The sequence below is a fragment of the Nonomuraea zeae genome (assembly GCF_005889725.1).
GTDB lineage: Bacteria > Actinomycetota > Actinomycetes > Streptosporangiales > Streptosporangiaceae > Nonomuraea > Nonomuraea zeae.
The window spans coordinates 110,470-123,753 of sequence record NZ_VCKX01000003.1 but is presented as its reverse complement, the minus strand read 5'-3'; the positions used below and the strand labels follow the sequence as shown (position 1 = coordinate 123,753).

Annotated in this window: 16 protein-coding genes; 4 read left to right on the top strand and 12 right to left on the bottom strand. The window is 70.5% G+C overall.

Annotated elements, in window-relative coordinates:
* Positions 1-151: 151 nt before the first annotated feature.
* The gene (locus ETD85_RS02010) at positions 152-688 is read left to right on the top strand and encodes a hypothetical protein (protein ID WP_138687831.1); all 537 of its coding nucleotides are present in this window, start codon (positions 152-154) and stop codon (positions 686-688) included.
* On the opposite strand, the gene ETD85_RS02005 is transcribed toward ETD85_RS02010, so the two are convergent.
* Positions 675-1,916, bottom strand: coding sequence for a hypothetical protein (locus ETD85_RS02005; RefSeq protein WP_138687830.1), 1,242 nt, complete (start codon positions 1,914-1,916; stop codon positions 675-677). The genes ETD85_RS02010 and ETD85_RS02005 overlap by 14 nt on opposite strands.
* Positions 1,917-2,144: 228 nt before the next feature.
* Here ETD85_RS02005 and ETD85_RS02000 point away from each other — a divergent pair, with 228 nt between their 5' ends.
* Positions 2,145-2,696 (top strand): helix-turn-helix domain-containing protein, encoded by a 552-nt coding sequence (locus ETD85_RS02000; RefSeq protein WP_138687829.1) that lies wholly within the window; start codon positions 2,145-2,147, stop codon positions 2,694-2,696.
* Positions 2,697-2,701: 5 nt separating this feature from the next.
* Here the strand turns inward: ETD85_RS02000 and ETD85_RS01995 are convergent, their stop codons facing one another.
* The 11 genes from ETD85_RS01995 to ETD85_RS01950 all read right to left on the bottom strand — a co-directional run bounded on the left by ETD85_RS01995 (position 2,702) and on the right by ETD85_RS01950 (position 8,747).
* Entirely contained in the window at positions 2,702-3,445 is a 744-nt protein-coding gene (locus ETD85_RS01995) for a methylated-DNA--[protein]-cysteine S-methyltransferase (protein WP_138687828.1), read from the bottom strand.
* The gene (locus ETD85_RS01990) at positions 3,442-4,002 is read right to left on the bottom strand and encodes an RNA polymerase sigma factor (RefSeq protein WP_240778769.1); all 561 of its coding nucleotides are present in this window, start codon (positions 4,000-4,002) and stop codon (positions 3,442-3,444) included. The genes ETD85_RS01995 and ETD85_RS01990 overlap by 4 nt, the downstream gene beginning before the upstream one ends.
* Before the next feature lie 110 nt (positions 4,003-4,112).
* Positions 4,113-4,415, bottom strand: a complete 303-nt coding sequence (locus ETD85_RS01985; RefSeq protein ID WP_138687827.1) for a DUF1416 domain-containing protein — start codon at positions 4,413-4,415, stop codon at positions 4,113-4,115.
* Entirely contained in the window at positions 4,415-5,254 is an 840-nt protein-coding gene (locus ETD85_RS01980; RefSeq protein ID WP_138687826.1) for a sulfurtransferase, read from the bottom strand. The genes ETD85_RS01985 and ETD85_RS01980 overlap by 1 nt, the downstream gene beginning before the upstream one ends.
* Positions 5,251-5,664: a DUF4395 domain-containing protein gene (locus tag ETD85_RS01975; RefSeq protein WP_138687825.1), complete on the bottom strand. Its 414-nt coding sequence runs from the start codon at positions 5,662-5,664 to the stop codon at positions 5,251-5,253. Before ETD85_RS01975 ends, ETD85_RS01980 begins: the two co-directional genes overlap by 4 nt.
* Before the next feature lie 57 nt (positions 5,665-5,721).
* Positions 5,722-5,805: a putative leader peptide gene (locus ETD85_RS67400; protein WP_350668905.1), complete on the bottom strand. Its 84-nt coding sequence runs from the start codon at positions 5,803-5,805 to the stop codon at positions 5,722-5,724.
* Between the two features lie 78 nt (positions 5,806-5,883).
* Positions 5,884-6,327, bottom strand: coding sequence for a TlpA family protein disulfide reductase (locus ETD85_RS01970; RefSeq protein ID WP_138687824.1), 444 nt, complete (start codon positions 6,325-6,327; stop codon positions 5,884-5,886).
* A 65-nt stretch (positions 6,328-6,392) separates the two neighbouring features.
* Positions 6,393-7,205 (bottom strand): anti-sigma factor family protein, encoded by an 813-nt coding sequence (locus ETD85_RS01965; RefSeq protein WP_240778794.1) that lies wholly within the window; start codon positions 7,203-7,205, stop codon positions 6,393-6,395.
* Between the two features lie 2 nt (positions 7,206-7,207).
* A complete protein-coding gene (locus ETD85_RS01960; protein ID WP_138687822.1) occupies positions 7,208-7,720 on the bottom strand; it encodes a sigma-70 family RNA polymerase sigma factor in 513 nt (170 codons plus the stop codon).
* Positions 7,721-7,757: 37 nt separating this feature from the next.
* On the bottom strand, positions 7,758-8,423 hold the full coding sequence (locus ETD85_RS01955; protein ID WP_138687821.1) for an LmeA family phospholipid-binding protein: 666 nt from the start codon (positions 8,421-8,423) through the stop codon (positions 7,758-7,760).
* 72 nt (positions 8,424-8,495) lie between these two features.
* Complete coding sequence (locus ETD85_RS01950) at positions 8,496-8,747, bottom strand: MoaD/ThiS family protein (protein WP_138687820.1); 252 nt, start codon at positions 8,745-8,747, stop codon at positions 8,496-8,498.
* 176 nt (positions 8,748-8,923) lie between these two features.
* On the opposite strand from ETD85_RS01950, the gene ETD85_RS01945 reads away from it, so the two are divergent.
* Together ETD85_RS01945 and ETD85_RS01940 are read left to right on the top strand one after the other, a co-directional pair.
* The gene (locus ETD85_RS01945) at positions 8,924-9,616 is read left to right on the top strand and encodes a response regulator transcription factor (protein WP_138687819.1); all 693 of its coding nucleotides are present in this window, start codon (positions 8,924-8,926) and stop codon (positions 9,614-9,616) included.
* Between the two features lie 129 nt (positions 9,617-9,745).
* On the top strand, positions 9,746-13,186 hold the full coding sequence (locus ETD85_RS01940) for a tetratricopeptide repeat protein (RefSeq protein ID WP_138687818.1): 3,441 nt from the start codon (positions 9,746-9,748) through the stop codon (positions 13,184-13,186).
* Positions 13,187-13,284: the final 98 nt, after the last annotated feature.

The window sequence follows — 13,284 nt, the reverse complement described above, 5'->3', positions numbered from 1 at the left end:
GAGATGTCTTAGGGTCTCGTGGGCTCGGAGATGTGTATAGGAGACAGCGGCTGCACCGCTGCCCGCGCCCCAGGACCCGCCGCAGCCCTCGCCGGCCGGGGCCCCGCGTCCGCCACGCCGCAGCAGGCTGCTGATCGCCGCCGGGGCCGTCGTGGTGTCGCTGATCCTCACGGCCGCGACCACCTACGACGGCTACCTCATCTACGACAGGGAGATCACGCGGGACATCCTGACCACCGAGATCGTCGTCCCCGCCGGTCAGGCCGGCAAGGTCTACGGCGTCGAGTGGAAGGCCGCGATCTCGCCCATGAAGCCCCCGGCGAGCAGCAAGCACGGCCCCGAGGTCGCGTGGCTGCAGGTGGACATCACGGAGAAGATCGTCGATGCGGGCAGCGCCACCATGACCGCCCTGCCCAGCCAGGTCAGGCTCAATGACCGCGCGGGCCGCATCTGGACCGTGGAGATCCAGCGGGCCGGCGACGAATTCCTCGGGGACAAGCTGGACGTCGGCCAGGAATACAAGATCATCGGAGCGGCGGTCGTGCCCGTCTCCGTGGTGAACGAGGTGGAGCTCAGCTTCAAGCCGAGCGACTACCGATCGGACACCCCGACCAAGGACCTGTTCAAACGGCAGCAGGGAGCGGACGAGCAGGCGAGAGACACCGCCCTGCGGTTCAGGCGCCGGTGAACGCCTCGCCCCTGAGCCGGGCCCTGGTGGCCGCGATGTCGTACGCGGCCGCCAGCAACGCCATGGTGAGCACGGTCACGATCATCTGGCGCAGGAACTCCACGGGCGGCGCCTGGTAGGCCCACGCCCACTCCTCGCGCGAGCCGACGAGCGTCATCACGCCCCGCTGGGCGTAGTCGCCGGCCACCTTGATCGACACGTAGCACAGGCACATCATGCCGAACAGCGGGAAGCCGCTGCCGAAGACGAGCCGCAGGGAGTTCGCCAGCGGCAGCCAGCGGTCCCTGAACCCGCCGGTCAGGTGGTCGAACGATTTCTGGGTGAGGTCGTGGCTCCCTTCGAGCCGGTCCACGCCCTTCTCCAGGCGGGTGCCCTTGACCAGGGTGCGGGCCTCGTCGGAGTAGGAGCCGAAGATGAGCATCGCCACGGTGAGCCAGGCCAGCGGGACCGCGACGGCGTCGAGGAAGAGCGGCCAGTACTCGCCGAACCAGCCCGTGACCGCCTCCCACAGCGGCACGTTCTTCTGCGCCTCGGTCCAGACGTCCTTCGTGTTGGCGACCACGTTCCGGTGCGACATCCACTCGGAACGCGCGTCGGCGATGGCGACGGTGGCGTTCAGCCCGTAGAACACGAACGCGAACTCCGACATGGCGGCGAGGAAGCCGTAGAACCTGCCCTGGTTCTTCTCCACGAACTTGGCGAACAGCGTCTTCAGCCCGAAAGTGACGACCATCGCCCCGAGTGACACCCGCCAGTCGAGGTCGATGAGCCCTCTGCCGACGGTGGTCCCCTCGCCGAAGAACGCGGCGCTCGTCATCTCGTAGAAGTTGTGGGCGATGTCCATCTGGAAGATGTCTCTGGCGTCCTCCACGTGGAAACCCCACGCCAGGTAGAGCACCGCGAAGGCCGGGGCGACCCGGTCCAGCACCCGGTAGAAGCGCTCGTCCGGCACGCCGTCCGCGATCCTGGCCCGCGTCTCCCACAGCGCGTTGCGCAGGGAGTAGAGCATGCCGGCGGCGACCGTCAACGCCGACAGGACGATGAGCGTGAGCAGCGTCATGACGGCGACCAGGCGGACCTGCCTGAAGTCGCCGTACGCGACCTCGGTGGCGCCGTACAGCAGCGCGAAGCGCGCCAGCTCCCCGGCGGCGAACCAGAGGATCAGCGGCAGCGCGCATTTCCCCGCGAGGCGAAGCGCGTGCAGGGGCAGCGAGTACGGCGACGGCATCCACTGAGCCGGCGTAGGCCCAGGTTGAGGCGGTGCCATCACACCTGTCGAACCGGACATCTGTGGAATCGTATCGGTCTGCCCCTTGTGCCGCAGCCGCAACTTCTGAAAAGCGCTACTCTCAGCCCACCGATCATGAACGCCCGGCGACCGTCCGGCATCGGGACAGAAGGATTATCGGGGCCGATTACGAGCCTCGAAGCCCGATGCGTGCGGCAACATGTCGGTATGGAGCCGCTGCCCGCATTCGACACCGACCCCGTCATCGTGGGAGATCGGCTACGACGGCTCAGGCAGGCGCGCGGAGTCTCCCTGTCGGAGCTGGCCAAACGGGCCGGCATCGGCAAGGCCACCCTGTCGGGCGTCGAGACTGGGACCCTCAACCCGACTCTGGAGACGCTCTGGGCCATCACGGCGCAGCTCGGAGTGCCCATCGGGGCCATCCTGGACACGCCGGCCGAGCCGCAGATCATGCGCGGCACGGCGATGGAGGCCGAGCTGCTGGAGGTGTTCGAGGACGACCGCGTCACCTACGAGCTCTACCGCGTACGCGTGCCGCCCGGCCTCACCCAGACCTCGCCCGCGCACCACGAGGGCGTCAGCGAGCACGTCACGGTCTTCAGCGGCACGCTCAGCGCGGGCCCCATCGACGAGCCGCTCACGGCCGGGCCTGGTGACCACATCTCGTGGATCTCGGACGTGCCGCACGGCTACCGGGCGCAGGGCCCGGACATCGTGCGGGCCACGCTCCTCATGCGCTACCCCACCAAACCGGTCTGAGCAGGTCAGCTGACCTCCTGAGCGGGGCGGCACGTGCGGCAGGGGCGGTACCCGGCGGCCCTGGCCTGGGCGATGCTGCGGAACCCGTGCCGGTGCCTCGGCGTGATCCGCCGGGCGTTGTGGCAGGTCGGGAAGCAGACGACGCCCGTGGTGTCGCTGGCCAGGTAGAACACCCGCTCACCCGCCAGCTCGCGCACCCGGTCCAGGTCCACGCCCTCGGCCAGCAGCAGCCGTTCCTTGGCCGCCGGGCCGAACACGTAGTCGCCCGCGACGCCGTCCGACCTGGTGACCCGGTGGCAGGGGATCAGCAGCGGCACCGGGTTGCGCCCGAGCGCCGTGCCCACCGCGCGCACGGCCGTGGGCCGGCCGATCTGCGCCGCGATCCACGAGTAGGGCCGGACCTCGCCGCGCGGGATCGTACGGGCCGCGTTCAGCACGTCCCGATGGAAGTCGCTGAGCCCGCGCAGATCCAGCCGCAGCCCGGACGCCCGGCCCGTGCGCAGCGCGGGCAGCAGCCCGGCCGGCGGCCGGTCGGCGGCCAGCAGGGGGCGGCCGAAGCGCTTCCTGAACGCCTGGGCGAACCCCTCGCCCGCGTGCACGTACGCGACGCCCTGGTCGGTGAACGCGACCCGCAGCTCCCCGATCGGCGCCGGCACGCTCACCCAGCGGGCGGCGATCCGGTCGAGCAGCGCGTCCGGCGGGTCGGCGGTCAGCGCCGCGAGTCCGGTGATCAGCGGATCCTGGGTCATCGGGCACCTCCCAGTGCTCGTAGCCGCTTCAGCCCTCGTGAGACGTGCGATTTGACCGTACCCTGAGGGATCTTGAGCACTTCGGCGATCTCGCTGACCGGCAGGTCCACGACATGCCTGAGCACCACCGCGGCCCGCTGCTCGTCGGGCAGCCGCCCGAGCAGCTCGGCCAGCTCGTCGCCGGTCTCGTGGCGCACCGCCGCCGCCTCCACGCCCTCGCCGGGGTCGACGGTGTCCACCGGCTCCTCGCGCAGGTCGGGTGGCGGTTTTCGGGACCTGGTCCGGGCGCAGTTGCGCCAGACGTTCATCAGGATCGTCATCAGCCAGGCCCGCGGCTGGAGCGCGGCGACCCGGTCGCGGTCGTAACCGGCCAGCGCGCGGTAGGCCCGCAGGAACGCCTCGGCGGTGAGGTCCTCGGCGTCGGCCCAGCGCCCGCTCAGCCGCAGCGCGGTCGAGAAGACCAGGCCGCGGTAGGCGCCGTACAGCTCGGCGAAGCCCTCGTCGAGGTCGTCGAGCAGCGCCTTGCGCACCGGGTCGAGACAGTCGATGTCACTCACATGGACTACAACACCGCCCCGCGCGCTTTCGTTGCGGCGGGCTCGCCACCTTGGGGACAAACGGCGAAGCCCGCGTCCGGGCAGGGACGCGGGCTTCGCCGAGAGCTTGTCTAGACGGCCACCGCGAGCTGGGCGACCTCGCCCAGCTTGGCCTCCACCTGGATGTCCCTGGTGACGCCGCCGCCCGCGATGATGCGGACGGTCCAGTCGCCGGGAGCGGCGAAGAAGCGGAAGACGCCGTCGTCGGACACCACGACCTCGCCGGTGAACTCACCGGACTGGTCGAGCAGGCGAGCGTAGGCCGTGCCGGCTCCGGTCACCACGCCCTGGATGACGGCCTGGTTCGACAGGTCGATCCCGGCGGGCAGGGCGATCGTCTGCTCCGGCGCTCCGCAACCCTGTGCAGTGGTCATCAGCGGGCCTCCCCCAGCTCGATCGGCACGCCCACGAGCGAGCCGTACTCGGTCCACGATCCGTCGTAGTTCTTCACGTTGGTCTGGCCGAGGATCTCGTGCAGCACGAACCACGTGTGCGCCGAGCGCTCGCCGATGCGGCAGTAGGCGATGGTGTCCTTGCCGAAGTCGACCCCGGCCTCGCCGTAGAGCGTGCGCAGGTCGTCGTCGGACTTGAACGTGCCGTCGTCGTTGGCCGCCTTGGACCACGGGATGTTGCGGGCGGTGGGCACGTGGCCGCCGCGCTGCGCCTGCTCCTGCGGGAGGTGGGCGGGGGCCAGCAGCTTGCCGGTGAACTCGTCGGGCGAGCGCACGTCGACCAGGTTGAGCTTGCCGATCGCGGACACCACGTCGTCGCGGAAGGCGCGGATGGCGGAGTCCTGCTCCTGGGCGACGTACTGCGTCTTGGCGCGCTCGGGCACGTCACGCACCAGCTCGCGCGAGTCGAGCTCCCACTTCTTGCGCCCGCCGTCGAGCAGCTTGACGTCCTGGTGGCCGTAGAGCTTGAAGTACCAGTAGGCGTAGGCGGCGAACCAGTTGTTGTTGCCGCCGTAGAGCACGACGGTGTCGTCGTTCGCGATGCCGCGGTCCGACAGCAGGGCCTCGAAACCGGTCTTGTCCACGAAGTCGCGGCGGACCGGGTCCTGCAGGTCCTGCCTCCAGTCGACCTTCACGGCGCCACGGATGTGGCCCTTGTCGTAGGCGCTGACGTCCTCGTCGACCTCGACGAGCACGACTCCAGCGGTGTCGAGGTTGGCCTCGACCCAGTCGGCGTCCACCAGGGCGGCGGAGCGGCTCATTGGGAAACCTCCATTTTGGCGGCGGGCAGTAGACGGCGATAGAGCAGGTACGTTTCGCAGCCGAGGCAGAATCCGAAGGCTGCGTTGAGGAAAGCGGCGAGGAGAGCCGCAGCCGTGGCCACCAGGGCCAGCGGCGTGATCCCCACGAGATATCCGATCAGGCCCGCGACCGCGAAGGCCAGCCCGACACCCTGCGCGAAGCGCGGCGGACGGGCGTCCTCGGTCTCCTTCGGAGCGCTCTTGACGAACACTTTGAAGAGCATCGAGTACGGCGAGCGATAGACGACCCCGAGCGCGAAGACCGCCGCCTGGCAGGCGAGCAGCCACGCGCTTCCCGTCACCAGGACGAGAGCGAGGACCAGTGTGGTTATGGCCGCGCCGAAGCGCAGCGCTCTAGGATCGGCACGCATCGCAGGATGCTCCTGAAGGGGTCGATTGGAGCGGATCGGAAGTCCGCGAGATCGTCCTCAGGCAGCGCGACAGAGCGCGGTGGCCACGCGGCAGAAATCAACCGCGCGCCGCTTCGTCAGCAGCTCTGTCGATGGGTTCATAGCGACGACACTACTCGGCGTCTCGTCATCTGTCACATCTCGTCCGGTTGGTGAGACGACTCGTGAGACGGCGTTCAGTCATGATCCAGGTAGGGCGGCGGCGAGCGCGGCCAGGACGTCCGCCTTGCGTGGCTGGCCAGAGGCTCTTTTGACGATGTTCCCCGCCGGATCGAGCACCAGGACCGTCGGCGTCCGCATGATGTCCAGCCGTCGTACGAGATCCAGCCGTGACTCGGCGTCCAGCTCGACGTGGCGCACGCCGGGCACGATCTCGCTCACGTCGGCGAGGATCCGCCTGGTCGCCCGGCACGGCTGGCAGAACGCGGTCGAGAACTGCACGAGCGTGGCCCGCTCGCCCAGATCGCCGCCGAGGTCGGCGGCGGTGAGCCGCCCGTCTTCCGCGCCGGCGCCCGCACCCTTGCCGGCACCACTGTCGCGCACCCGTCCGTCGCGGCGCAGGTGTACCACCCCGATCAGCGAACCGAGCGCCAGCGTCGCCAGCACCACCCAGAATCCCGTCATCCAACCGTGCAACCACGGGCGGCCGAGAATGCTTCCGCGAGCTCGAACCCGCCCGGGCCGGAGACCTACTTCGTCACCGGGACCCGGACGAGCACCTTCCCCGCCGGATTGACGATCTCGAACCGGGCGATCTCCCGCATCCGCATCGACGTCATGCGCTTGAACGCGGCCTTGCCCTGGTAGCTCTCCCGGCTGACGATCCAGCTCTCGGTGGTCTCGCGCCGCCCGTCCTTGCCCACGATCACGAGGCTGCAGGTCGTGTCCACGGGGACGCCGGTGACGCGTACGCCCAGCTCGGTCCCGTCGTCGTCGGGCCAGGCGAGCACGGTGGCGTAGTAGTCCCTGGCCTCGTTCTCGCCGGAGAACTCGCGCCCGTCGACCGCCCGCTTCTGGGTCTTCTGCGGCAGCACCTTGCTGGAGGACGGCGTCGGCACGGCCGACGTCTGGGCATCGCCGAAGGCCTTCACCCTGGCGTCGGAGTCCTGGGCCGCCTCGGGCGCGCCATCCGACTGGACCGACGCGGGCGCCGCCGCGCTCTGCGGGGCGTTCGAACCGCTCTGCACGACCGTCCAGACCGTGCCGCTCACGGCCAGCACCGCGACGGACGCGGCGGCGGCCAGGAACATGCGGCCCCGCCTGCTGCGCTTGGCCCGGGCGTTCAGCAGCCGGTCGAGCACCTGGCGCGGCGGGCTGGACACCAGCTCGACGTCGCGCTCCGCCACCTTGCCCAGGAACGAGGCCACGCCTTCGAGGTCCAGCAGCTCGGCGCCGCACGCCTCGCAGGTGGCCAGGTGGTCGTCGATCTCCAGCGCCTCTTCGGGATCGAGCGCGCCCAGCGCGTGCGCGCCCAGGGCCAGCCGTACCTCCTCGCACGTCATCGTCACGGCGCCAGCCCCCGCTCTTCGAGCGCCAGCTTCAGCGCCCGCAACGCGTAGTAGGTGCGCGACTTGACCGTGCCGGGCGGTATGCCCAGCGTCGCCGACGCCTCCTTCACCGATCGCCCCCGGTAGTAGACCTCCATCAGCACCTCGCGGTGCTCGGGCCGCAGCACGGCCAGCGCCTCGGCCACGGCCCATGACTCGACCGCGCGCTCCAGCTCGTCGTCGGCCGGCAGCACCGCCAGCGCCTCGTCCCCCGTCTCCTGCGGCCGGGCCTTCTTGGCCCGGTGCTGGTCGACGACGAGATTACGGGCCACCGTGAACAGCCAGGCACGGATCGGCCGGTCGGACAGAGCGTCGGGATGGCGCCAGGCCCGCAGCAGCGTTTCCTGAACAACGTCCTCGGCTCGCCCGGAGTCACCGGTCAGTCGCAATACGTAGCCGTACAAGGGCCCGGCATGCTCGTCGAAGAGGGTCCTCACGAGTTCCTCGTCGGCGGTGCCTGCTGCGCTCACGCCCTCATCACGTACGACGGGGCGGAGCGGTTCAATGTCATCCACGAAGCGGCACGTCAGACGCTTCGGCCGAGAACTCCAACCCTTCGGCCACGCTGCGGACCCCGGTCACCCGGACGTCGAAGGGCAGCTTCCCCTTGAACGGGATCGTGTACGAGACGAACTGCGCGAGCGCGGCGGGCACGCCCTGGATCTTCTCCGCCTGGAGCTTGATGCCACCGTCGGCCACCTCGACCCGCATCTCGGCGCTGAACTTCACCTTGCTCACCCCCACCATCACTTCGCCCGACGCGACGAGCCGCTGCCCATTCCCGCTGATCTTGACTCCGCGAGGCGCGTACTTGTCGATCGTCGCCCTGGTCAAGGTGCCGCTGATGGTCACGCGCCGGGCCTGGATGTTGGCTCTGTTCTGGAGGACGTCGGCCAGGGGGGCCGTCACGTCGTAGGCGGCGCCCCGCAGGTTCTGCACCGGCACGCCCCCGTACGTGAACGTGCCGAGATTGAACCGTACCTCCGGATAGCGGCCGGAGACGGCCTGTGTGAGAAATGGGATGCCCTCAATTGTCACCGTGGGCGTGCCCGACAGGTCGGACGCCGCGGCGATCCTGTTCGCGAGATCGCGCTGCACCCCTGCCACGGCGACCCGGTCCACGACCACAAGGAGGATGATCAGCACGATCAGAAACATGGCCAGCTTGCGCATGGGGCTCCCTGTCTGGGGCGGGGGTCAAGAGCCTATCGATTGGCCTGTCCCATTCCCCCGCAAAGCGCTCGATCACCCGCCGGCGAAGGGCGGCAGCACCTCCACGGTCGCGCCGTCGCCGAGAAGGACCTCGTCGTGCGGCCGCTTGCCGACCGGCGAACCGTCCACGAGGAACGAGCAACGGCGTACCACCCGGGCCAGATCTGCACGATTTTGTGTGATTTTCGTCATTAGTTCACCAAGAGTGACCGCTTCGAACGGTTCCTCCGCAACACCAGCGGCTTCCTTCGCTGCGGCCCAATAGCGTATTTTTCCTGTGGCCATGCCCACCTCACCATCACTTTCCGCCCTATTGTGCGCTGCCCTTAACAATCTTGTTTCAGGAGACGCGCTGTTCACCTGCTGGACGCGCAATGGACGCGACTTACTCGTGGGATATCCTCACCTACAGGACCTGGGCGACGTAGCCCCCGGGTCCTTGCGTGTTTGAGGAGGCCGTAATGAGCAATCTGCTCCTGCTGACCAACGCACTCGAGCCGTCCGCCGAGGTGCTGCCGGCGCTGGGGTTGCTGCTCCACTCGGTCCGCGTCGCTCCGGCGGAGGCGTCCGCGCTGATCGACACACCGCCCGCCGACGCCGTCCTCGTGGACGCGCGCAAGGAGCTCGTGCAGGCCAAGAGCCTGTGCCGGTTGATCCGCACCACCGGCATCGACTGCCCGCTGCTGGTGATCGTCACCGAGGGCGGGCTGGCGGCGATGACCGCGGAGTGGGGCGCCGACGACGTCCTGCTCGACAGCGCCGGACCGGCCGAGGTGGAGGCGCGCCTGCGCATGGCCACCGGCCGCATCTCCCAGGCGGCGACGGAGGACGTGCCCGACGAGATCCGCAGCGGCGACCTGGCGATCGACGAGGCCACCTACACCGCGCGGCTGCGCGGCCGGGTGCTCGACCTGACGTTCAAGGAGTTCGAGCTGCTCAAATACCTCGCCCAGCACCCCGGGCGGGTCTTCACCCGCGCCCAGCTCCTCCAGGAGGTCTGGGGCTACGACTACTTCGGCGGCACCCGGACGGTCGACGTGCACGTCCGGCGCCTGCGCGCCAAGCTCGGCACCGAGTACGAGTCCCTCATCGGCACGGTCCGCAACGTCGGCTACCGCTTCGTCCCCGACCGCACCGACTCCGTGCACGCCTGAGCCCGCCAGGCGGCTCCCGATTGACGGGGAGCCGCTGTCTGGAGTCCACTGATGTGACAGGTCGTCGTACGGGCTGTTTCATGCCTGTCAGGTCGCGGACACCGCCGTCCCGAGATTGGTGGTGTCGGGGTGGGTCTGTTCAGGTCGCTGGTGGACGAGGGTGCCCGGCCCCGCGTCTTCCGGCGTAACGAGACGATCGTCTCGCCGCTGCGCCCGGCCGGCCGCGTCTACGTCATCGACTACGGCTACGCCCGCGAATACACGCCCGCCGGGGAGCGCGAGGCCATCCACGACCTGCGCGGCGACGGCGACCTCGTGGGCGAGCTGGCCTTCTGGAGCCCGGGCGAGCGGGTCAAGATCGATGCTCTGACCGAGCTGCGGGCCTGGCCGATCGACATGCGGCGGCTGCGCGAGCACGCCTCCGCCAGCCAGGTCGTGGCGACCGCCCTGGTGCAGGAGCTGTTCGCCAGGAACGTGGCGGCCCGCCGGCACGAGGCCCTCGCCCGCGCCCCCGTCGCCGCCCGGCTGGCCGTCTGGCTGCTGCACCTGGAGGAGCGCTACGGGCTGGCCTCCGAGTCCGCGCCGCCGCTGTCCATGGAGACGCTGGCCGACCTCGTGGGCAGCTCCCCCGACGTGGTGCAGCGCCAGCTCACGCAGTGGGTGCAGCGAGGCTGGCTGGTACGCCCCGGCTACCGGCGGCTGCGGATCGCGGACCCGGCGGGGCTGCGCATCGCGGCGGGCAGCTGGGAGCACCTGTCGGCCCCCTGGACGGGACGGGTGACGCCGTTCCTCACCCGGCCGGGCGCGGCCGCCGAGCCGCTGCCGATGGGCGAGGTGCCGAAGCCGCGCCAGCTTCCCGCCGGCGTGTCCGACTTCACCGGCCGCCAGCAGAGCCTCGACCTGCTCACCGCCTGGCTGGAGCGCCCCGGGCGGACCAACACCATGGTCGTGCAGGGGCTGCCGGGCGTGGGCAAGACCGCGCTGGTGACGCATTGGGGGCATCTGCACGCCGACCGGTTCCCCGACGGGCAGATCATGATCGACCTGCGCGGGCAGTCGCCGAGCCAGCCGCCGATGACCGCGGTCGAGGCGCTCGGGCAGATCCTGCGCTCGCTCGGCATCGGCGAGCCCGCCTCCGACGAGGCCGAGCTGATGCTGCTCTACCGCAGCCGGATCGCCGGCCGCCGGCTGCTGCTCATCCTCGACAACGCCGCCGACCCCGCCCAGGTGCGCGCGCTGCTGCCGGGCAGCAAGGACTGCGCGGTGCTGGTGACCAGCCGGACGCGGATGGCGCCGCTGCGGGCGACCGGGCACGCCGACCTCATGGACCTGCCGGTGCTCGACCCGGGCAACGCGGTGGCGCTCCTGGTGGCCGTGCTCGGGGAGGACTCGCCGCGGGCCGCCGACCGTGACGCGCTGGCCGCGCTGGCCAAGGTGTGCTCGTACCATCCGTTCGCCCTGCGGATCTCGGCGGCCAAGCTGGCCGAGAACCCCGGGCTCAGCGTGCAGTCGCGGGTGCGCGAGCTGCGCAAGCCCGAGCGGCTGCTGGTCGGCGATCCGGAGGAGGCGTTCAGGTCGGCGCTCGACCTGGCGTACGAGTCGCTGAGCCCGGGACAGCGGCGGGCCTTCCGGCACGTCGGGCTGCTGCCCGGGCGGGACTTCACGCCGGAGGTGCTGGCCGCCGCGCTCGGCGTGCCGGTGAGCGAGGCCGTGGTCGCCGTGGAGGGGCTGCACCGCGCGTACCTGGTCGAGCCGCTGGCCGGGCCGCGCTACCGGGTGCACGACCTGGTCAAGCGGCTGGCCAGGGAGCTGGGCAGGCACGCGGAGGCGGGCGTGCGCGAGGCCAGGGTGCGGCTGCTCGACCACTACCTGGAGGTCGCCGCCGATCCGGCGACGCCGCGCGAGTGGTTCGAGGCGGAGCGGCGCTCGCTGGTGTCGGGCGTACGGCTGGCGGAGGAGAGCCGCGCGCACGGGGTGGCCTGGCGGCTCGCGGAGGCCGTGTTCGAGCCGTTCAGGAGGCTGCGCTTCTACGAGAACAACCTGGAGGTCCAGCAGGCCGGGCTGTCCTCGGCGATGCAGGTGGGCAACCGGCGGGCGATCGCGCTCATGCGCAGCCACCTGGGCTCGATCCACCGCGACATCGGCCCGTCCACGCTGGCGGCCCGCTTCATCGGGGAGGCGCTGGCCGACTTCGCCTGGCTCGGCGACAGCGTGGGGCGGGCCAGGGCGCTCAACGACCTGGCCGAGGTGCACGGCATCGCGGGCAACAGCGAGGAGGCGCTGCAGTGCGCGAGTGAGGCGCTCGACCTCTACCGGAAGATCGACGACCTGGCCGGGGTGGCGAGCTGCCTGCACACGCTCTCCCGGCTGCACCTGTCCCAGGAGCGGTACGAGCTGGCACTGCAGCACGCCGGGCAGGCGCTGGACGTACGGGAGGAGATCCGCGACCGCAGGGGCACCGCGCAGAGCCTGATCATCCTGGCCAGGGTGCAGCGGGACCTGGGCGAGCCGAACGCGGCGCTGTCGGAGGGCCTGGAGGCGCTGTCGATCTGCCACGAGCTGGGCGACGAGCACGCCGAGGCCGAGACCCTGCTCTGCCTGGCCGAGATCTACGACCTGCTGCGGCTGCAGCACGACGCGCAGCGTGACGCCGAGCGGGCGCTGGCCGGCTACACCGCCACGGGCGACCAGCACGGCTGCGGGCGCGCGCTGTGCACGCTCGGGCGGATCGCGCGCAACCGCTCGCGCTACGACGAGGCGCTGGCCTACTACGAGCAGGCGCTGACCGTGCAGGTCGAGCTGCACCACGAGCAGGGCAAGGCGGAGACGCTCGGGGACATCGGGCTGGTGCACTGGCGGCTGTCGGACTACCTGCGCGCCGACGACTACCTGAACCAGGCGCTGGCGATCAGCCGGGTGATCCGCGACGAGCCGGTGGAGGCCCGCATGCTCAACCGGCTCTCCCGCGTGCGGCGGCGGCAGGGGCTGCCGCAGGTCGGCTTCGTGTACGCGCTCGAAGCCCTGGACATCGTGCAGGGCCTGGGGAACCGGCGGGCGGAGGCCGAGGTCCAGGAGACGCTGGCGTACACGTACCTGTCGCTGGGGCAGCACAAGCCGGCGCTGAAGGCGGCGAAGGCGTCGCTGGCGATCAGGGAGGAGCTGCGGGACAACCGGGCCAGCGCGCTGCTGTCGGTGGCGCAGGCGCTGCACGCGGCGGGCAGGCCGGCCGCCGCGCTGGAGCCCGCCATGGAGACGGTCGAGCTGCTGAACGAGACCGGCACCAGGGATCGGTGGGCGGCGGCGCTCACGGCACTGGCCATGGTGCTGCTGGACCTGGACCGTGCTGAGGAGGCCCTGATCCACGCGCGGCAGGCCAGGGAGGTCCACCTGGAGAGCGGGACGAGGCGGGATCTGGGGTGCGCGCTGCGGGCGCTCGGGCTGATCTCGGCGCGGCTGGGGAACAAGGGGGCGGCGGCGGGCTATCTGGGCGAGGCCATGCGGACGCTCGAAGAGGTCGGGGATGTGGCGGAGGCGCAGCGGGTGGCGGACGAGCTGCGCAGTTTGGATTGAAATTTCGCTAAAAGTCGTGAATTCGCGGATGTGAGGTCGCAGATCTTCTCCGGATCTTTTCGTTAGCTGGTACTGCCGGCGACGTCAAGCGGAGGTGA